The sequence below is a fragment of the Paenibacillus sp. JT22N15 genome (assembly GCF_059383755.1).
The window spans coordinates 22,542-41,012 of sequence record NZ_JBXENV010000007.1 but is presented as its reverse complement, the minus strand read 5'-3'; the positions used below and the strand labels follow the sequence as shown (position 1 = coordinate 41,012).

Here is an 18,471-nt window from a genome sequence, read left to right as displayed (position 1 = left end):
ACAGCACCTCGATTTTGATTAACTCCCTGTTCTTATTCCCCGCTTGAACAGCAAGAGGCCCAGCAAAATAACAATCAGCAGAAGCACGATCGTGCCGCCCGGAGCCAAATTCCAAATCCCTGCAATCATCAAGCCGCAAATAACGGCAATTTCACCAATAATGACGACGGTAATAATGCTCTGCCGAAAGCTGCGCGCAATAATAAGACTGCAAGCTGCTGGAATCGTCAGCAGCGCAGACACAAGCAGCGCTCCAACAATTTTGATGGAAGCACTAATGACAAGCGCGGTTAGCACGCTAATCATAACATTATAAAAACGGACGGGCAACCCGCTCACCGCTGCTGCATCCTCATCAAAAGTAAGCAAAAACAGCTCCTTCACCTGCAGCCTGATGGCTACAAGGACGACAACCGTCACCACGGCAATCGTAATTAAATCGATGTTGCTCAGCGTATAAATGCTGCCAAATAAATAGCCGCTGACATTGACATTAAAGCCCTTGCCCATCGTGAATAAAATCGAAGCCAGCGCAACGCCGCCCGACATAATAATCGCAATGGACAGCTCGGCATAGGATTTATAGGCTTTCCTCAGCTTTTCAATCGCAAACGAAGCTGCAACAGCGAACAGCAGGCCTACCGCAACCGGATACACCCCAATTAAGAAACCAAGCGCAACGCCCGCAATGGATACATGCGACAGCGTATCGCCGATCATGGACAAACGGCGCAGCACGAGAAAAATGCCCATTAGCGGCGCTGTTACTCCGATAAGCAAGCCGCCAATCAGCGCCCTTTGAAAAAATTCGCTAGTAACGATCTCCAACCTGAACAACCTCTTCTCTGCTATCCATTTCCTGACGAAGCCCGCGCAGGCTGTGAGTCAGATCATCTTGCGCACAATTTTGCAAATCATGCGAATGCTTTTTGTAAAACTTCAGCTTGCCGCTTTGCGCTGCCTGATGCAGCCCCAAATAAGTGCGGATCATCTCCATATCATGGGACACCATGAGGAAGGTGATATTGTGATGCTGATGCATATGCTTGATCATATGGAAAAAGCTTTCCTGCGTCTCTGAATCGATCCCAACGGTAGGCTCATCCAAAATAAGCAGCGACGGATTGTTAATAAGCGCCCGCGCCAAGAAAGCACGCTGCTGCTGGCCGCCGGACAGCTGGCCGATCCGCTTGTCCGCCAAATCCTCGATTTTCATCGCATGCAGGGCGTCATCTGCCTTTAAGTGATCGCTCTTCGTAATACGGCGAAACAGCTTATTGCGCCCGTAAAGGCCCGATAGCACCACTTCGCGAACCGTCGCTGGAAAAAGGGGATTAAACGCATTTTTTTGCGGCACATAACCGATTTTTTCCCATGCCTTAAATTGGCCTACCGGCTCGCCGAACAAACGAATGACGCCGCTCTCCGGCTTTAGCAAGCCGACAATCATTTTGAGCAGCGTTGTTTTTCCCGCGCCGTTCGAGCCAATCAGCCCGATAAAATCACGCTCGCGAACGCTTAAATTAAGTCCGGTAATGACGCGCTGCTGCTGATACGAGAAGGTAACGCCCTCCAGCGATATAATATCCTGATGGCAGTCTCCTGCCGGGCTGGAAAGCAAGTCCGCTTCTGGCAGCCTCTCTGTCACTTGTTGCATCCTGTCAACCTCCCTTGCTTTTTACTATATTGCTATACTTCCCTGATTATATCATTAATAAAGCGCCGTTTACCTAGAGACTGCGACGAAATAAAGTACCGTTAATTTCCTCGCAGCTCCTTATTGCAGTGCTTTCAGAAGATTTTGCAAATTCGCTTCCATCAGCGTAATGTAGGTATCGCCATTTTTCTCCTGCTCTGGCGTCAGTCCTTCTACTGGATTCAGCATCAATGTGTCTACCTTCGCTTCGCTCGCGAGCGTATCCGCAAGTGCCGGAGATACAAGCTCCTCGAAGAAAATATAGCGAATGCCTTGTTCCTTCACAAATTTGGCGATATTCAGCAAATCCTGCGCTCTAGGCTCAGCATCAGCCGATAATCCCATTATAGCCGTTTGCGTCAAGCCATAGTCGCGGGCCAAATAACCAAACGCCTGATGGGATACTACGATATCCTTCATCGTCGTTTTGGACAGCTCCTGCTCGAACTTCGCATCGAGTGCTGCAAGCTTGCTGTGCAGCGCCTCATAGTTCGCCTCATATTCGGTTTTGTGGGCACTGTCCACTTGAATGAGGCTATTTTTCACATTTTCAGCCATAATGATTGCCGATTTCGGGCTGACCCAAGTATGCGGATCGACATCGAGAGCGTGCTCATGATCATGCTCGTCAGCAGCTGCACCGTCTGCTTCTTCGCTATGCTCTTCATGATCCGCATGCTCCTCTGCCGTTTCAGCGCTGTGATCATGCTCCTCTTCGGAACTGCCTTGAATCAGCTCAATACCTTTGCTCATTTCGGCCGTAATGATCGTCTGATCGTTCGGCAATCCTTTCAGAAAGCTGTCCGTCCAGCCTTCCAGTCCTGCTCCATTGTAAAGAAACAGCTGCGCTTTGGAGGCGGTGCTGAGATCTTGGCTTTTCGGCGTCCAATCATGCGGCTCCACTCCTGCCGGGATGAGGTTGACGACATTGACATATTCACCGCCAATTTCTGAAGCGAAATAATAGAGAGGATAAAAACTAGTCACGACATTCGTCTTGCCTTCTACGATAGAAGACTTCGAATTGCTGCCGCATGCGGACAGCACAAGAACAACCGATAACAATAAAGCGGCCATAGCCGTTATTTTCTTGCTTGAAAATACCTTTTTCATTTCGCAAATGCTCCATTTCTGTGAATACCGTTTTCTTTTAGTAATCGTTATGATTACGTTCAGATTATACGAGTGCTTGGCATCACTGTCAACTGCTATTCGCATGTTCCCGGTCTACACCGAGCAGAACGCTATGCGAGTATGGCGGTTGTGTGTCTATTCCGCCCCCGCTGTCGAAAAAAATAAAGTCCTAGACTCATAACGTCCCATTAAGGCAACAGTCACTTATGTTGAGAGTAACATAAGTTGCCTTTGGTACGTCTATGTTACAAACAAGGGGGGAAGAACATGAGGATAATAGGGTGCGTTTTACTGCTGCTACTCATGGGGCTTGCGATCATAGCTTGCAGCGAACCTCAAGCTGAGAAGCTGACCACAAAGACATTGCAAGAACTCTACCCAGGGGATATTATGAATGTGGATTCCATGGAGATTACGGACGGCAGCTCGGGCGAGCGGAAATGGTTTGCTAACAAAAAACAGATTCAAGAGTGGATCAATCAAGTGAAAGACATGAAATTCGAGCCAGATCCGAACCAAGAGGACCGGAGCGGCTTCCTGTACGCGGTATCCTTGCGGGAAGGTCACGAGAGCAAGCTGGGATTCACTCCGAATTCGCAGGGCAGTCATTATTACATCCACAACGAGGAATTGACCAACCGAATTCAAGAGATGTTTGTAAACGGGGATACCACAAAAAACGATTAATAAGAACCGTACCAAATCGGCATTCATTGCGCTAACAGAGAACGTTATTTCAATGACCACAACGGCAGTCTAAAACTTATTTATCAAAAACTAATAAAAAGAGAACCGAAGCGGAATAGCTCCGCCCGGTTCTCTCTTATGCTGCTTGCTTTACTGCAATTCCCTTTATTTCACAACAGCGCCATTTGGCATATCGTCCGGCACCGTCGCCAGCGTTAGCTGGTCGCCGTGCGACGCAGCCAGAATCATCCCTTGCGACAATTCTCCCCGCAGCTTCACCGGCTTCAGGTTCGTCACACAAATCACCTTCCGGCCGACAATCGACTCTGGCGTATAAAATTTCGCAATGCCCGAAACGACCTGGCGCTGCTCATAACCGAGATCAAGCTGCAGCTTCAGCAGCTTGTCGGCTTTCTTCACAGGCTCGGCAGCAATGACTTGCGCCACTCGCAGCTCTACCTTGGCGAAATCGTCGATGCCGATTTCTTCCTTGCTTTCTACCGGAGCCGCGTCTGCTGCGGCTCCTTCCCCTCCAGCGCCAGCCGCTTGCTGCGCGGCTTCCGGCTGCGCTTCCGCTTTGGCAGCGCCGCCCCCCATCTCGGCTGCGATAAAAGCAACCTCATCCGCCGTCTCCAGGCGTGGGAACAGCGGGCTGTCCTTCTGCACCCGCGTGCCTGCCGGCAGCTGCCCGAACGTGCGCATGCTCTCCCATGACGTCAGCTCGCCCGGCTGAATGCCGAGCTGCTTCCACAGCTCACGCGGCGCATGCGTCAGGAACGGCTGGAGCATAATCGATGTGATGCGCAGCGCTTCCGCCAAATGCTGCATGACCGCAGCCAGCTCCGCGCGCTTTCCTTCATCCTTCGCCAGCGTCCACGGCTGTGTCTCATCAATATATTTATTCGTCCGGCTGACGAACTGCCAAATCGCAGCGAGCGCTACAGAAAACTCCATGTTTTCCATAGCAGCCTCCACAGAAGCAATCGTATCCTGCGCCAGCGCTTCAAGCGAAGCGTCGAATGGTGTGATTTGTCCGGCATAAACTGGAATCTCGCCGTCAAAATATTTATCAATCATCGCAACGGTACGATTAAGCAAATTGCCGAGGTCGTTGGCAAGATCAAAGTTAATACGCTCGACGAAATTTTCCGGAGTAAAGGTGCCATCGGCGCCGAAAGGCACCTCGCGCAGCAAATAATAGCGGACAGCATCGAGGCCATAACGGTCGATCAGCATAACCGGGTCCACAACATTGCCCTTGGACTTCGACATTTTGCCGTCCTTCATGAGCAGCCAGCCATGGGCAAATACCTTTTTCGGAATCGGAAGATTGAGTGCCATGAGCATAATCGGCCAATAAATCGTATGGAAACGAACGATTTCCTTGCCCACGAGATGGACATCCGCCGGCCAGAAGCGCTCATATTTAGCCGCAGCCTCGGGATCATCGCTGCCATAGCCAAGCGCCGTAATATAGTTGGACAGTGCATCAATCCACACATAGATGACATGCTTCGCATCGCCTGGCACTTTAACGCCCCAATCGAAGGTCGTACGCGATACGGCTAGATCCTCCAAGCCCGGCTTGATGAAATTGTTGATCATTTCATTTTTGCGTGATTCCGGCTGAATAAAATGAGGGTTGTCCTCATATAGCTTAAGCAGGCGGTCTGCATATTTGCTCATCCGGAAAAAATAGCTCTCTTCCTTTACGAGCTCAACCGGGCGTCCGCAATCCGGACAATTGCCGTTTTCAAGCTGGCGCTCTAGGAAAAAGGATTCACACGGCGTACAGTACCAGCCTTCATACGTACCCTTATAAATATCTTCTTGCTTCAGCAGCTGATCAAAAATTTTCTCAACGACCTTCTTATGGCGCTCCTCCGTCGTGCGAATAAAGTCATCATTGGAAATTTCCAGCTTCGCCCACAAGCTTTTAATGCCGACAACGATATCATCGACGAATTGCTGAGGGGTCTTGCCTTGCTCCTGTGCTTTGCGTTCGATTTTCTGCCCATGCTCATCGGTTCCAGTCAGGAACCAAACGTCGTAGCCGCGCAGCCGCTTGTATCTTGCCATCGCGTCGCCCGCCACCGTCGTATACGCATGCCCAATATGCAGCTTGTCGCTCGGATAATAAATCGGCGTAGTCAAATAAAATGTTTTGTTGTCATTCGCCATTTCAGCAGCCTCCCAAATTTCGATTCTAAAAACACATAAAAACGCAAAAAACTCCCGTCCATCATGGGACGAGAGTATAAAACTCACGTGGTACCACCCAAATTCCCCTTGCATCTTCTCCTGATTCGCAGAAAAAAACGCAATGGCTTCGTGTGCCGCCGATTGAAGGCGGACAATACCGTTAACGCCGGTCAAACGCTGCTCTCTTACCCGCTCCCGCCTAGTCAAACCTAAGGCAGCGCGCTGCTCAAAAGCAGATCCTCCAGGACCATCTTCCAACTTTGCCCGTACCGGCTCACACCTTATTGCCCGGCTCTCTGCGACGCAGCTTCCATTGTACTTATCCATTCATCGGACTCATATATGACAAAATATACCGAACAGCCAGCCCTTCTGTCAAGTAGGCTGATCCCCATCGCTCTGCTTTCCGCCCTTTACGGGAGGAACCGGATCGTAGCCACCGGCGTGAAACGGGTGACAGCGGCTAATCCGCCGCGCCGCAAGCCATGAGCCCCTGAGCACGCCATGCTTCTCAATGGCCTCCAGCGCATAGGCGGAGCATGTGGGAGTAAAGCGGCAGGAAGGCGGCAAATGCGGTGAAATCGCTTTGCGGTAAAAATGAATCGGCGCCTGAACGACACGTCTAGCAACAGGTCTCTTTTCCATTAGCTTTGCGCTGCTGCTTCTTCCTGATCACAGTCTTTACAATAACCGAACACTTCAAACTTGTGCTTGACGATTCGGAAATCAGCGGGCGCAGTCGTCTGCTCCATTGGGCAGCACATAATTGGATACGTTTTGCCGCAGTTCAGACAAATCATATGGTGGTGGTGGTCATGCTCGCGGCAATGCAGCTTGAACTTGACGCCTTCCTCGAACACCACCTGCTCCAGCACGCCAAGCTCCTCCATGACACGCAGGTTGCGGTATACGGTATCAAAGCTAAGTCCGGAATAAGACTTGCCCATGTATTCATAAACGTCCTTGGGGGCCAAGTAGCCCGGCGATTCTGCGAATAGCTTGGCCAGCGTCTTGCGCTGGTCGGTAATGCGCAGTCCTTGGCTCGACATGATTCTCACAATATCTTCAATCGTATGCGTATGTGAATGTGCATGTGTACTCATGCCACAAACCTCCTGCTTCTGAAATTCTCTCTCTCCCAATAATGCCGAAAAAAAAGACTCTCGTCAATGAGAGCCTTCCTGCCGCTGCTTTTTTAACCGTTCAACCGCATATTAATAAGGAAGCTCGCGACCATGGCCACAAACAAAATCAGGCTGATAATTCCAAACGTCAGTCGTATTTTGTGCGCCTTGCGAAGCTTGTCCCCGTTGCCTGTTTCCAGCTTGGCGAGCGTATAAGAGCGCTGCATAAAAAGAAATAAAATTAATGAAGTGACAAAAAACATATTGACGATAAACCATACTGCTGTCCAAAACATATCGACGCCTCCTCTAACCGCAAATTCCCTGAGCTACAGGAACCATCGATTTAATATCCACATAAATACAACGAAGCTGACAACTGCCCCACCGATGCATATCCAACCGGAACGGAACCGCTGCCCGAACATACGTAAAATGCCAAAGCTCAACAATCCGAAAATGAGCAGCAAAAAAACGACGCCCAAAATAAATAACGCTGGCGATACATTGCTGACATCTACTAAACTCACGCGATACACTCCCCCATAACATTTCTATCTAGCATTATAAGGGATTTGCCCTGCATAAAGCCAGTGCTAACGATAGGCGTGCCGCCACTTTCCTGCCATAAGTAACGAATTTGTCACGATTTCAGGTTTAAAATATCGGGACTGCCCTTTATAGAAGGATCATGTAGAGGGGGATTTGATTCCATTCATCAATATGGAAACCCCAGTTTAAATATTCGATACCCATCTTGATAAAGTTGGCTCCACAAAATGGAAGAACTTAATCTTCAGAATAACTTCAGAATTACCTTATTAAAATCTAAAGCTTTATAAAGTAAGCTAGAAGCAGTGTCTACAAATATGAAAGCTTTGCTACAAGACGTTTAGCCTTAGGTCACGTTCAAGTTGCAGGAGATATCGTCTATACTTACGCAATACGCTTGCTGTGAATCGCTACCGCACTGACAGCAGCCATTGTCCTCGTCCAATTATTTCTGCCAATTCAGAAAGCGATTTATAAGGAGATAGATGCATGAAAATGACCATTCTAGTAGCTGAAGATGAACAGGAAATTCGCGACGTCCTTCACATTTATTTGCGGAATGAAGGCTACCTTGTCCGGGAAGCGGAGGACGGGACGCAGGCTTTGAAAATGGTTCAGCAGGAAAATATTGATCTGATTATTCTCGATATTATGATGCCTCATTTGGATGGCATTCAAGCTTGCCTCAAAATCCGCGAAATATCGAATGTTCCTATTATTATGCTCTCTGCTAAAGGGGAGGATTTAGATAAAATTATGGGTCTTTCCACAGGCGCAGATGATTATGTAACGAAACCATTTAACCCCCTTGAGCTGATCGCTCGGGTAAAAGCCCAAATCAGGCGGCAGCATTTCGCTTCCAGCAAGCCAGCCATAAATGACTCTGAAATAGCTATGGATGATTTGGTCATTAATCGAGACCAGCATAGCGTTGTCGTGCGCGGCCATGAAAAATCGTTAACCCCCATTGAATTTTCCATTCTGGAATTGTTAGCGATGCACCGGGGGCAAGTTTTTAACGTCGATAAAATCTATCAAAGCGTCTGGAAGGAACATACCGCGTTTTATTCGGAAAATACAGTGATGGTTCATATACGCAACATCCGCGAGAAAATCGAGGTCAATCCTAGAGAGCCGCAATATATTAAGACGGTCTGGGGAGTGGGATACAAAATTGAAAAATAAGCTATGGACTTATTTATTCGGCAAAAAAAGCATTCGCGTCCAGATGCTTTGGGCTTTTATTTTCAGCCTGATACTTGCTACTTTATTCAGCACGATCTATTCCATGCAGCGACCCCAATCCGGTTTTATTTATAAATTTTTGCCTATAGGCATTTTTGTGCTCTCTTTTTGGTTCAGCTTCATATTAATGACCCGCCGTACGATCCGTTATTTCAAGACGATTACCGATGGCCTCAAAGCAATGTCCTTCGGGAATTTAAGCTACCGGATTCCGTTATCCAGCCAGGATGAATTAGGGCATGTAGCACAAAATATCAATGATATGGCGGAACAATTGCAAAGCAAGCTTGCGCGGGAGCGACAGCTGGAAAAATCGAAGATGGAACTGATCACCTCCGTTTCGCATGACTTGCGAACACCGCTGACCAGCATTATTGGCTATTTGGATTTATTGAAAACCCACTCCTTCCAAGATGTTCAGGAGCAAGAAAGGTATATCGACAATGCTTATAACAAAACCCAGCAGTTGAAAAAGCTAATAGACGATTTATTCGAATATACGCGGCTTAGCGACCCGGATGTCCGTTTATCTTTTCAGGAAATCGATTTCAACAGATTATTGGCGCAGCTTGTTACTGAATTTGAGCCTGTAGCTCAGGAACAGAACATTATAATAAAAAAAGCGTTGCCTGCTGTACCTGTCATAGCTCTCATGGATACTGGAAAAATGGTCAGAGCGATCGACAATTTATTAATGAATGCCTTGAAATTTTCCGTGAAGCCCGGAGAAATCACCGTAAAGCTTTTTGTGCAAGAAGGACGAATTACTTTAAGTGTTGAAAATGCGGGCCAACCGATAACGAAGGAGCAGGAGGAGCAATTGTTTGAACGATTTTATAAAATGGAGCCCTCCCGCAACCATGCCCATATGCCTGCCGGCTTTGGCCTTGGTCTATCGATTGCTAAACATATCGTCGAGCTGCACAATGGACGGATCTGGCTTAACCATCATCAGGGGCATTATGCGTTTTGCGCCGAATTTAAGCACCCGCAGCAGCAGCTTTAAGCATCCAGCTTGCTTTTCATGATATCTCGCCTATAACCGCACCTCCTTTTTACGGCAAACATATACAAATGCGGGAGGCATGTTTAAGGGCACAAATGTAATTTTTTCAATTTCAAAATGCTCTTTAAGCTGCGATCTCATCTGCAAGGAGTATTGAAAAGCAATGAATAGACCGTCATCTTTAAGCGATACGAGAATTTGCTCCATCAGCTTGTCTCGCAGCGTTTGCGGGAAATTGGTAAATGGCAGTCCGCTAATAATGCAGTCCAACTGCTTGATCGCTTCCGTATGCAGCGATGCCTGGAGGTAGCTGCTGTCCTCATAGCTTGAAAATTCGGGATAATGCTCCTGCAATTGTTCACGCATATAAGGGTCTTTTTCAAAAAGGATAACCTTAGTCGCTTTCTTTTTGGCTGCTTGAATGTATTTGGTTATCGCACCGGTACCGGCTCCCAGCTCTGCGATACTCGTTGCTTTGTTCCAGGGAACTGACTCCAGCATTTTTTTCGCGAGAAATTTTGAGCTTGGCGTTACGCTGCCGATTTGTCTGGGCGAACGCAAAAATTTATGTAGAAAAAGCAGTTTTTCCTTTTTCCAACCGTTTACATTTATCATCATCGTATCCCCCTTTATTTCACTTTCCTTATGCTATCCAAAAAATCTGAATATAAAGTGAGGGGGAAACTAAAGGAATTCTTAAGATTCTGAACGTATACAGTGGCATCGAAGATTATGGCGGTATACCTCCCCCGACATTCCCCTGACTCAATAACCGTTTAAAATATGTGTCAGCATGAAGCGCAGCGTATAGTCATTCCCTAGCTCAGGCGGTATACTTTTTTCAGAGGTGACTGTATGTTAGACCGCCACATCGGAGGATTACTTATGAATACGATTATGATTGTCGAAGACGAGGACGCCATCTCCCGGGTGCTCGCAGCCTATATACGCAAGGCGGGATTTGATTGCCGCATCTATCGCAACGGACGGGAAGCTATTGAAGCTTTTGATGCGGCAGTTCCTACGCTCGTTATTCTCGATGTTATGCTGCCGGGCATGAATGGCTGGGAAGTGTTGAACCATATTCGCTACAAAAGCGCTTGTCCCGTCATTATGCTGACGGCTAGAGGCGATGTAAGCGACCGGATTCTGGGGCTCAACGAAGGAGCCGATGATTATATGACGAAGCCGTTTGAGCCAGAAGAGGTTGTCGCCCGCATTCATGCGGTGCTCAGACGGCCGCCCCGCTCCCTCGTCAGCTCGGAACAGGTTACGTTTGGGAGCATTCGCATCGATTTTAAATCACATACGGTTTACTTGAATGGTGCCAGTCTTTCGATCACTCCCCGCGATCTGTCGCTGCTCATGTTCCTCGCCGAGCATCCGAACCAGATTTTTTACCGCGAGCAGTTAATAGATAAAGTTTGGGGAATGGATTATGAGGGCAGCGATCGGGCAGTAGATTTGGCCATCAAGCGTTTGCGCAAGCTGCTGCTGCATTGGCCGCCAGAAGAAGGAGAAATCCGCACCCTGCGGGGGACGGGGTATATGCTTTATGCCAACACCCACTAATCGTCGCCAAACGCTGCTCAGCCGCTGGACTTTTCGCTATGTGCTCACCTTATTCATAGGGCTGCTTATCATTGGATTGGTATCGATTTTCTGGATTCGCCAGGAGACGCTGCATGAGCGGAAGCAAAACCTCAAAGCCTTTGCGCAGGTCGCCTCGCAGTATGTGAGCCAAGAAAGTGGACAAATCGTCATTCCGGGCCATTTCTATGAATGGATCGACCGCACCCAGCGCCGCTACTCGCTGCCGGGACAATTTTCATTGCGCGTATTTGATCATAACGGGACCGCTATTTTTATTAAACAGGGTCCCAGAGACAGAGATGCTGCTCCAGCCCTCCCTCCACTTTCGGGTGAGTTGAACGTCACCCTATCAGATGATCAATATACGCTGACAACGCCAATATGGGGCAAAAACAAAGGGGAGGCCATCGGATCGCTTGCCATTTCCTACGACTACAAGGAGTTAGTCCATGTTAATCAGAATTACGGCCTCATCGGTTCACTGCTGCTTGGCTCAGGCTTGCTGGGCTGGCTCATCATCTACTTTCTGTCGCGAAATTTAAGAAGGCCGATCAAGCAGCTCGCTGAAGCGCTGAATCAGATGGAGGCTGGCAATTATCAGGTAGTCGTACCTAACCATGTGAAGGAAAAGGAAATACACGACCTGCTGGTATCGTTCCAGACGATGGCTGCGCGCCTCGGCACATTGGAAGAGCTGCGGACGGAGCTGCTTGCCGGCGTGACACATGAGCTGAAAACACCGATTTCCTCCATTCATGGCCTTATTCATGCCGTTCGCGATCAAGTGGTTGCGGAGGAGGAAGCAGAGGAATTTCTGGAAATTTCCTTGCAGCAGACACGCAGGCTTCAGCATATGGTCACCGACCTGCTGGATTTCAATGCCTTCGCTTCCGGTAAAATCAGCGTCCGACAGGACACGCTTGATCTCGGCAAGCTAGTTGGCGAAATTGTATACCAATGGGGACTGTTGGATCCTGTAGAGGGGCTCGAGCTATCAGCCGATATTCCAACCGGTGCTTTTCTGGCTGTCGGAGATGCAAGCCGCATTCAGCAAATTATTGTGAATTTGCTGAACAATAGCAGGCAAGCGCTGCAAGGCCAAGGCCGCATTCATGTCTCTCTATCGGAATCTTCAGCTGGCAGCTATGAAATTAACGTTCAGGATAACGGTCCAGGCATATCGAAAGAGGAGCAAAAAAATATTTTCGAGCGATACTTTCGCGGTGAGCGTAAAAAGCTTGCTGTCGGCGGCCTAGGCCTCGGTCTTACCTACAGCCGAATGCTTGCCATTGCCATGGGGGGCCAGTTGAATTTAAAGCACAGCACGCCGCAAGGGACGACGTTTCAGCTATTGCTCCCTAAGCAGCCGTAGCCACTCGTTTGGCCGTTTCGAGGCGTCCAGCAATCTTGGTGTCTGTCTAACCATCTTAGTGTCTGCCAATTAATTAAGGTCAGTCAGCAGCATCTGGCTGGCACTTTTCTTTGCAATCGTATGGCTACTTTCGAATTTAGTCTCAAACGTATTCAATAATCGACTTGGCGGACACAGCAGCCGCTATTTAAATAGAATCACGGGTTTTGGCACAGGCTGCGGACTCAGGAGACGCTAATGTGCTGCCAAAAGCCATTTTGAGGCGATGATGTGGGCAATAGCGGTTTTCCTGTCCGCATAAGATCCGAAACCAGATTAATAGCCAGAATAGCGGAACCTCTGTCCTTCAGAAAAGAGTTGAGCGTCCCCCGGCTGCGTTTTCTACGCAATAGTGTTTTCAGCATTCGTTTTTTAGCATTCGTTTTTTAGCATTCGTTTTTTAGCATTCGTTTTTCAGCATTAGTGTTCTCAACAATAATGTTTCAGCTACAATGGCATGCTGCGGTTCCGTAAGCCTTGAATCGTCAGATGAGATTTTCCTCGAATAAGTGCTTAGTAAGGCTCCGCAACACGGCTCCGGTTTGTCTATACACCTACCTGGCAACTGAAATGGATTTAATTATTTTGGTTTTTTTCTCCCCATTCACATAGCTGTTCCAAAACGGGTAATAGCGTTTCCGCTTTATCGGTGAGACTGTATTCGACTTTAGGCGGAACCTGAGGATACTCTTTCCTGTTCACCAAACCGTCCGCTTCCAATTCTTTAAGGTGTGAACTTAATGTTTTATAAGTAATCGTGCCAATCTGTCTTTTCAGATCATTAAAGCGAACCGGCTGGTTTTCTGCCAGGAGATAAATGATGACCATTTTCCATTTGCCACCAATAACGGATACTGTATAACCAAAAGGTGTATCTTGAATATTTTTAACTTTACCTTTATATTCAGCCATACTCATATTTACACTATCCTTTCGGGTAGTACCTATCAATAAAGTGCGTACTACGTTTTAATTTACGTTCAGTTTATACTAGCCTTACTTTGACGTAAAGGAGAACAAAACATGACTAATCAAACAATACGCCTGTTAATGCCGCAATGGCAAGGGGGCGACAACCCTAACTACTCTTTTGGAGCCGAACTGCTCGCTTGGCTAGCTCCGGACAATGATCAACCTCTTATTCATGTGCCCGTGCAAGCGTATGATGGCACTCCACTTGAAAACGAGAACGGTATAAAAGGGAGACAGCAGCTGCTTGAACAATTAGAGTCTGCTCAGCATATCATTAATGCCCATAAGCCAGATCGCATTATCATGTTTGGTGGCGACTGCTTAGTCGAACAAGCCCCATTTGCCTATTTGAACGAACGCTACGGTGGGGAATTAGGCTTAATTTGGATTGATGCTCATAGTGATTTAGTTAGATATGTGGGCTATGATAACGGACATACATTACCGCTCGGGAATTTGTTGGGAGAAGGGGATGAGGAGTTCGCAAAACATGTGAAAGTCCCTCTAAAGCCTGAAAATGTCTTTATCGCGGGATTAGCAGCTCCAACAGAGCAGGAATTTGAAGTCATTTCAGAAGCATTTCAAAGACTAGGAATAGCCCCTGTCGAACCAGACACCGAAATGATTCAAAGACTAGGTATTAAAACCGCAGGCACCGCAGAGCTATCAAGCAGCACGGAATCTATAAAGAAGTGGATTAAAGAAAGCGGCATTAAGCACTTAGCGATTCATCTCGATTTAGATGTGCTTGATCCAAAGGCATTTCGTTCTTTATTGTTCGCGAATCCCGAAGCCCCTTATCCTTATTCTCCTGCGGGAACGATGCAAATACCTCAGTTACTTCATCTGATTAAACAACTATCTGAAGAAACAGATGTAGTTGGATTAGGCATAACGGAACATTTGCCGTGGGATGCGATAAACTTGAAAAATCTGCTCGGAGAAATACCTATTTTAAATCAGTAGAGTCATTATCGGTAATTCTAATAGAACACTGTTCTGCTTATTCATAAAATACACTTTCGCGCTTTATGTTTGCGAGGGTGTATTTTTATGTGGCCGCAAATGCAAAAATCATGATTGGTTGGCGTTTCCATCCCCCATTCTCTCTCAACATCTTCCTGACACATAGCTATATTAATCTAAGTCCAGAACCACATCCCCCCATTTGAGAGGAGCTTCCCCTATGAAAGCCAAAAAAACGATCGTCACCCTGCTGATCCTGCTTGCGGTGAGTGCAGGTGCCGTTCAATTGACCACGGCCAACAGCAGTAATGCCAACCACGACGATAAGACGAATGAGGCAACAGCTCCAGCCCCAGTCCATAAGCAAAAAAAACCGGACAAACATCCCCCCTCCTCCCCGGTTTCTGAAAAGGCTAAGCCATCCGCTCATGCCGGGTCTGGATCAGGAGCGGGCATCAGCGTAACCGATCAGAACGGTTATACAATCTCGATCGAAGGCGGTTTTGACACAGATTCTGTGGATCATGGCCGCCCCGTTGTACTTATAGCTGCCGCGCTTGGCGTATCTACCGAAGTATTCCGTGAAGCTTTCAGCGGTGTAACACCTGCGGGCACCGAAAGCGGCGGCCCTACCTCTGAGCAGGCACAATCCAATAAAGCCGCTCTGCTGAAGGTGCTTGCTCCCTATGGCATTACTAACGACCGTCTGGATGAAGTATCGAACTACTACCGCTACAACGGCAGCAAGGGCGAGTTATGGACGCATACGGCGGCGACCGTTACACCCCTATTAACGAACGGCAAAGTGACCGGAATCAAAATCACAAATGCAGGTGCAGGCTATTCCTCCGCTCCTACGATAACCATCACAGGACCAACGGGCACCTTCTCCGCCACCACTACCGTATCCTATACAACGGATTTCAAGACAAACGGCAGTCTTACTGCGATTAAGTTAAATTAAAAAAGCAAAAAAAAGCTGCTATTGGTACTAAACCGATAGCAGCTTTTTTGCTAAAACTTATTATCGTATCCATAAGATCCACACATGAATCTTCAACGATTGAATTTGCAATCGTCTAGTCACCCTGCCCTTTTGTCAACCACAATTGAGCGGCTTCGGGCAAGCTCTGCAGTATTCGGAGGACATTTCGTAATAAAAGCAGCAGGTTTGACGAATAGAGGTCAACATTTCTCCGGCCCTGCCTGCCTTGGTCGGTTTTGCAAACTTCGCAAGCGGGTTGCGGCGTTCTCCAAATAGGGCCGCTGGTGCAGTTTCTGTCATAAACTTAAAATCGTCATGAAGACGCTGTATAACAGATGGATCGCCCTCTGCTTCCTCCAAACCATCCTCATATAGCGGAGCCACACGGACAAATGCATTTTCCCACAAAATCGCCAGCGGAACTTTGCCAGCTGCGGATAAAGAACGAAATAAGGGTGAAAGATGCTCCGCAAATAGCTGACGCAGCAGCTGCTCCCGCCATTCCAGCCGTTTTCCCGCCTCTGGCTCAGTAATCTCCAGTCCATCAATGCTCAAATTAGGAAACTTGGAGCCGCTCACCTTACTTTCACTTTCATCAGGCGAAGCCAGTCGGCAGTTATTTAACGTTAACGGCAAGCCCTTGTTATATACCGTCATCGCATATAAGACAGGTGCAGTGTATAGAAAAGCATAGCGCTTCGCAAGCATGGATGCTGCTACTCTTCTCGTTGGCGCGCCTATTTCACTTGCTAGTCGATCCAGATAGGACTTACATTTCTCTAGGTCTAGCAAATCTTGGGCTGCAATGGAGAGAGCAGCAGGCGGTTCCTTTTTTTCAGGCGTAAACTTGAACCTGGCTTCAAGCTCTTTCCACTGTGCAGGTGAAAGATTAACCGGCATGTTATCGCGTTCCAAGGAAAATTTCTGCAGTTCTATCCACAATCATATTAATCGCGATCGGCCCATAATAAGCAATCCATATGTTCGAATCTACTTCATATACTTGATTATTTTTCACGGCTTCAACACTTTTCCAAGTTTCCGTCTGCTGGAACTCCTCAACGACCTCCTTGAACATGTCGTCATGTACGAGGAAATAATGGTCTGCCCCTACTTCTGGAAAAGCTTCAAACGAAATTTGATAAGCCGTATCCTTCTCATCGAGCACCTGCTGTGGAGCAGACAAACCTAGATCGTTATATAAAATGTCCCCTGTGCGGTGGCTCGGCGTATGAATCCGTATGCCTTCATCACGTGGACGAATGAGCGCAACGGTCTGGTCTCCAAGCCTCGCCTTAAGCTCTTCCTTCAGCTTAGCTGTTTTCTCGTTATAAGCTTCCAGAACAGCACTCGCTTCTTCCGATTTTCCAACAATTTTGCCGAAGGTCGTTAAAGTATCGCGCCAATTCTCATCAAAATCGAGCATGATGGTAGGCGCAATTTTAGACAAGCTATCATATACTTTTTCCTGAAACTCTGTGCAAATGATTAAATCCGGTTCCATGGCAGCAATAGCTTCCAAATTCGGCTCATCCCTCGTACCGAGCAATTTAACATCCGTCAGCTTCTCGGATAAATACTCAGGGAAATCGGTTTTATCTGCCGCAGCTTTCACACTGCCCGCTGGCTGCTCGCTTAACGTCACCAGCTGGTCCACAAATTTAGTATCAAGCACCGCAATTTTCGTAGGATGCTGCTCCAGCGTTATTTCACCCTTTGCATGTTTAATAACGACCGGATAAGCTTGTTGTGCCGTTTGTGAAGCATTTGTATTTGATGAAACGGTGCTAGTTGGGCTGGCTCCTCCCGTATTGTTCCCCGAACCGTTGCCGGGCGCAGTTGCACATGCACCGAGCAACAAGATTAAGCTCAACATCAAACTGACCGCTAAAATAGACCCCTTGCTCCTATTCATTCCTAAAACTCCCCCGCTAATATGTTGATAATGATTATCACGCTCATTATTATAGGAGAGATTAGGACGGGAGCCAATGGAATATCCCGACACATAGGATGAACTTATGCGACTCTTTTGCCTATAATGCAGCGGGGAAACGCCACAAAACTTCTTAAATGCCCGGCTAAAATAATAACTATCCCCATAACCTACCGATTCCGCAATTACCTTTAGCGATAAATTCGTATTCAATAACATCGCTTGCGCATGGTCCATACGAATTCGAATCAAATATTCGAGCGGCCCAATGCTCAGCTTCGCCTTAAATAAGCGCTGCAGCTGCCTTTCGCTGCAATGAAGGGTACTTGCTATATCCTGAAGGCTGATGGGCTCAGCGTAACGCTCCTCCATAAACCGAATCGTCTGGCTAACGTAGTTTGGCTGGGCCATCGGCGTTCCCTCATGCGCATGGAGCTGCAGCAGGAGATCGTACACCAATTGGTGAAAAATAGCTCGCACATGGAATTTCTCCAATTGGGCATCAAGCAGCCAATAGGTGTGCATTTGCTCTATTTTGGCAAGGACACCAAGGGGATAGTTAGGAGCAAAGCCATATTGCATTTGGAAGGGATTATTGTCCCTATACACATTTAACAGCTCTTTGCGGCTGGGCACAGCGAGAACGGCTTTATAAAAAATCATATAATAATCGAATGGCTCAGCGACTTGGTTAATGTCGATCGTTGCGCCTTTCCCAGCGTGGCACACATAACAGCGATCGACGATATGCTCGGTACCGTCAATGAGGACTCTTGCCTCTCCAGCAACAGCTACCAAGAAGGCGCTCGCCGGCAAACGGAAACCTTGCACACTGTCACCCAATCGCAGCATAGACCGACGAACATCAAGCACCCGTATAGCCGCATGATTCCATAAGGGCAATTGTTCCTGCAACTTCATTATGTTCACCTTCCATGTCTATTTACAGCTTCCAACTCTTT

General features: G+C 47.7%; 19 protein-coding genes. 7 read left to right on the top strand and 12 right to left on the bottom strand.

Annotated features, from left to right (window positions below; all coding sequences use genetic code 11):
• Nucleotides 1–18 precede the first annotated feature (18 nt).
• The 3 genes from AC50X8_RS14920 to AC50X8_RS14910 form a co-directional block, all read right to left on the bottom strand.
• A complete protein-coding gene (locus AC50X8_RS14920) occupies nucleotides 19–828 on the bottom strand; it encodes a metal ABC transporter permease (RefSeq protein WP_056029026.1) in 810 nt (269 codons plus the stop codon).
• Entirely contained in the window at nucleotides 812–1,657 is an 846-nt protein-coding gene (locus tag AC50X8_RS14915) for a metal ABC transporter ATP-binding protein (RefSeq protein WP_056029028.1), read from the bottom strand. Before AC50X8_RS14915 ends, AC50X8_RS14920 begins: the two co-directional genes overlap by 17 nt.
• Nucleotides 1,658–1,777: 120 nt before the next feature.
• Nucleotides 1,778–2,809, bottom strand: coding sequence for a metal ABC transporter solute-binding protein, Zn/Mn family (locus AC50X8_RS14910; protein ID WP_494880243.1), 1,032 nt, complete (start codon nucleotides 2,807–2,809; stop codon nucleotides 1,778–1,780).
• Between the two features lie 384 nt (nucleotides 2,810–3,193).
• On the opposite strand from AC50X8_RS14910, the gene AC50X8_RS14905 reads away from it, so the two are divergent.
• Nucleotides 3,194–3,517 (top strand): hypothetical protein, encoded by a 324-nt coding sequence (locus tag AC50X8_RS14905; protein WP_494880242.1) that lies wholly within the window; start codon nucleotides 3,194–3,196, stop codon nucleotides 3,515–3,517.
• A gap of 165 nt (nucleotides 3,518–3,682) precedes the next feature.
• On the opposite strand, the gene metG is transcribed toward AC50X8_RS14905, so the two are convergent.
• The 5 genes from metG to AC50X8_RS14880 all read right to left on the bottom strand — a co-directional run bounded on the left by metG (nucleotide 3,683) and on the right by AC50X8_RS14880 (nucleotide 7,373).
• Nucleotides 3,683–5,698: a methionine--tRNA ligase gene (metG, locus tag AC50X8_RS14900; RefSeq protein WP_494880472.1), complete on the bottom strand. Its 2,016-nt coding sequence runs from the start codon at nucleotides 5,696–5,698 to the stop codon at nucleotides 3,683–3,685.
• Nucleotides 5,699–6,094: 396 nt separating this feature from the next.
• Nucleotides 6,095–6,364 carry a membrane protein insertion efficiency factor YidD gene (yidD, locus tag AC50X8_RS14895; RefSeq protein ID WP_494880241.1) on the bottom strand — a complete coding sequence of 90 codons (270 nt, stop codon included), beginning with the start codon at nucleotides 6,362–6,364 and terminating at the stop codon, nucleotides 6,095–6,097.
• Nucleotides 6,364–6,822 (bottom strand): Fur family transcriptional regulator, encoded by a 459-nt coding sequence (locus AC50X8_RS14890; protein ID WP_056029040.1) that lies wholly within the window; start codon nucleotides 6,820–6,822, stop codon nucleotides 6,364–6,366. Before AC50X8_RS14890 ends, yidD begins: the two co-directional genes overlap by 1 nt.
• Nucleotides 6,823–6,914: 92 nt before the next feature.
• Nucleotides 6,915–7,139 (bottom strand): hypothetical protein, encoded by a 225-nt coding sequence (locus AC50X8_RS14885; protein WP_494880240.1) that lies wholly within the window; start codon nucleotides 7,137–7,139, stop codon nucleotides 6,915–6,917.
• Nucleotides 7,140–7,172: 33 nt separating this feature from the next.
• Entirely contained in the window at nucleotides 7,173–7,373 is a 201-nt protein-coding gene (locus AC50X8_RS14880; RefSeq protein WP_046231914.1) for a hypothetical protein, read from the bottom strand.
• A gap of 511 nt (nucleotides 7,374–7,884) precedes the next feature.
• Between AC50X8_RS14880 and AC50X8_RS14875 the strand changes: the two genes are divergently transcribed.
• A complete protein-coding gene (locus tag AC50X8_RS14875; RefSeq protein ID WP_056029044.1) occupies nucleotides 7,885–8,580 on the top strand; it encodes a response regulator transcription factor in 696 nt (231 codons plus the stop codon).
• Nucleotides 8,570–9,646 (top strand): HAMP domain-containing sensor histidine kinase, encoded by a 1,077-nt coding sequence (locus AC50X8_RS14870; protein ID WP_494880239.1) that lies wholly within the window; start codon nucleotides 8,570–8,572, stop codon nucleotides 9,644–9,646. The genes AC50X8_RS14875 and AC50X8_RS14870 overlap by 11 nt, the downstream gene beginning before the upstream one ends.
• Nucleotides 9,647–9,676: 30 nt before the next feature.
• On the opposite strand, the gene AC50X8_RS14865 is transcribed toward AC50X8_RS14870, so the two are convergent.
• On the bottom strand, nucleotides 9,677–10,261 hold the full coding sequence (locus AC50X8_RS14865) for a class I SAM-dependent methyltransferase (protein ID WP_494858804.1): 585 nt from the start codon (nucleotides 10,259–10,261) through the stop codon (nucleotides 9,677–9,679).
• A 270-nt stretch (nucleotides 10,262–10,531) separates the two neighbouring features.
• Here AC50X8_RS14865 and AC50X8_RS14860 point away from each other — a divergent pair, with 270 nt between their 5' ends.
• Nucleotides 10,532–11,218 (top strand): response regulator transcription factor, encoded by a 687-nt coding sequence (locus AC50X8_RS14860; protein ID WP_494880238.1) that lies wholly within the window; start codon nucleotides 10,532–10,534, stop codon nucleotides 11,216–11,218.
• Nucleotides 11,202–12,611: a HAMP domain-containing sensor histidine kinase gene (locus tag AC50X8_RS14855; protein ID WP_494880237.1), complete on the top strand. Its 1,410-nt coding sequence runs from the start codon at nucleotides 11,202–11,204 to the stop codon at nucleotides 12,609–12,611. The genes AC50X8_RS14860 and AC50X8_RS14855 overlap by 17 nt, the downstream gene beginning before the upstream one ends.
• A 615-nt stretch (nucleotides 12,612–13,226) precedes the next feature.
• Here the strand turns inward: AC50X8_RS14855 and AC50X8_RS14850 are convergent.
• Nucleotides 13,227–13,568 (bottom strand): winged helix-turn-helix transcriptional regulator, encoded by a 342-nt coding sequence (locus tag AC50X8_RS14850; RefSeq protein WP_056029051.1) that lies wholly within the window; start codon nucleotides 13,566–13,568, stop codon nucleotides 13,227–13,229.
• 105 nt (nucleotides 13,569–13,673) lie between these two features.
• On the opposite strand from AC50X8_RS14850, the gene AC50X8_RS14845 reads away from it, so the two are divergent.
• Both AC50X8_RS14845 and AC50X8_RS14840 read left to right on the top strand, forming a co-directional pair.
• On the top strand, nucleotides 13,674–14,588 hold the full coding sequence (locus AC50X8_RS14845) for an arginase family protein (protein ID WP_494858531.1): 915 nt from the start codon (nucleotides 13,674–13,676) through the stop codon (nucleotides 14,586–14,588).
• Nucleotides 14,589–14,808: 220 nt separating this feature from the next.
• On the top strand, nucleotides 14,809–15,552 hold the full coding sequence (locus AC50X8_RS14840; protein ID WP_494880236.1) for a hypothetical protein: 744 nt from the start codon (nucleotides 14,809–14,811) through the stop codon (nucleotides 15,550–15,552).
• A gap of 135 nt (nucleotides 15,553–15,687) precedes the next feature.
• Here the strand turns inward: AC50X8_RS14840 and AC50X8_RS14835 are convergent, their stop codons facing one another.
• Nucleotides 15,688–16,488: an IucA/IucC family C-terminal-domain containing protein gene (locus AC50X8_RS14835; protein ID WP_494880235.1), complete on the bottom strand. Its 801-nt coding sequence runs from the start codon at nucleotides 16,486–16,488 to the stop codon at nucleotides 15,688–15,690.
• Nucleotides 16,475–18,430, bottom strand: coding sequence for an ABC transporter substrate-binding protein (locus AC50X8_RS14830; RefSeq protein ID WP_494880234.1), 1,956 nt, complete (start codon nucleotides 18,428–18,430; stop codon nucleotides 16,475–16,477). Before AC50X8_RS14830 ends, AC50X8_RS14835 begins: the two co-directional genes overlap by 14 nt.
• Between the last annotated feature and the right edge of the window lie 41 nt (nucleotides 18,431–18,471).

Excerpts from the sequence above, each read along its gene's own strand:
- AC50X8_RS14915 (WP_056029028.1), bottom strand. The coding sequence starts at position 1,657 with ATGCAACAAGTGACAGAGAGGCTGCCAGAAGCGGACTTGCTTTCCAGC.
- AC50X8_RS14910 (WP_494880243.1), bottom strand. The coding sequence starts at position 2,809 with ATGAAAAAGGTATTTTCAAGCAAGAAAATAACGGCTATGGCCGCTTTA.
- metG (WP_494880472.1), bottom strand. The coding sequence starts at position 5,698 with ATGGCGAATGACAACAAAACATTTTATTTGACTACGCCGATTTATTAT.
- yidD (WP_494880241.1), bottom strand. The coding sequence starts at position 6,364 with ATGGAAAAGAGACCTGTTGCTAGACGTGTCGTTCAGGCGCCGATTCAT.
- AC50X8_RS14890 (WP_056029040.1), bottom strand. The coding sequence starts at position 6,822 with ATGAGTACACATGCACATTCACATACGCATACGATTGAAGATATTGTG.
- AC50X8_RS14885 (WP_494880240.1), bottom strand. The coding sequence starts at position 7,139 with ATGTTTTGGACAGCAGTATGGTTTATCGTCAATATGTTTTTTGTCACT.
- AC50X8_RS14875 (WP_056029044.1), top strand. The coding sequence starts at position 7,885 with ATGAAAATGACCATTCTAGTAGCTGAAGATGAACAGGAAATTCGCGAC.
- AC50X8_RS14865 (WP_494858804.1), bottom strand. The coding sequence starts at position 10,261 with ATGATAAATGTAAACGGTTGGAAAAAGGAAAAACTGCTTTTTCTACAT.
- AC50X8_RS14860 (WP_494880238.1), top strand. The coding sequence starts at position 10,532 with ATGAATACGATTATGATTGTCGAAGACGAGGACGCCATCTCCCGGGTG.
- AC50X8_RS14855 (WP_494880237.1), top strand. The coding sequence starts at position 11,202 with ATGCCAACACCCACTAATCGTCGCCAAACGCTGCTCAGCCGCTGGACT.
- AC50X8_RS14850 (WP_056029051.1), bottom strand. The coding sequence starts at position 13,568 with ATGAGTATGGCTGAATATAAAGGTAAAGTTAAAAATATTCAAGATACA.
- AC50X8_RS14845 (WP_494858531.1), top strand. The coding sequence starts at position 13,674 with ATGACTAATCAAACAATACGCCTGTTAATGCCGCAATGGCAAGGGGGC.
- AC50X8_RS14840 (WP_494880236.1), top strand. The coding sequence starts at position 14,809 with ATGAAAGCCAAAAAAACGATCGTCACCCTGCTGATCCTGCTTGCGGTG.
- AC50X8_RS14830 (WP_494880234.1), bottom strand. The coding sequence starts at position 18,430 with ATGAAGTTGCAGGAACAATTGCCCTTATGGAATCATGCGGCTATACGG.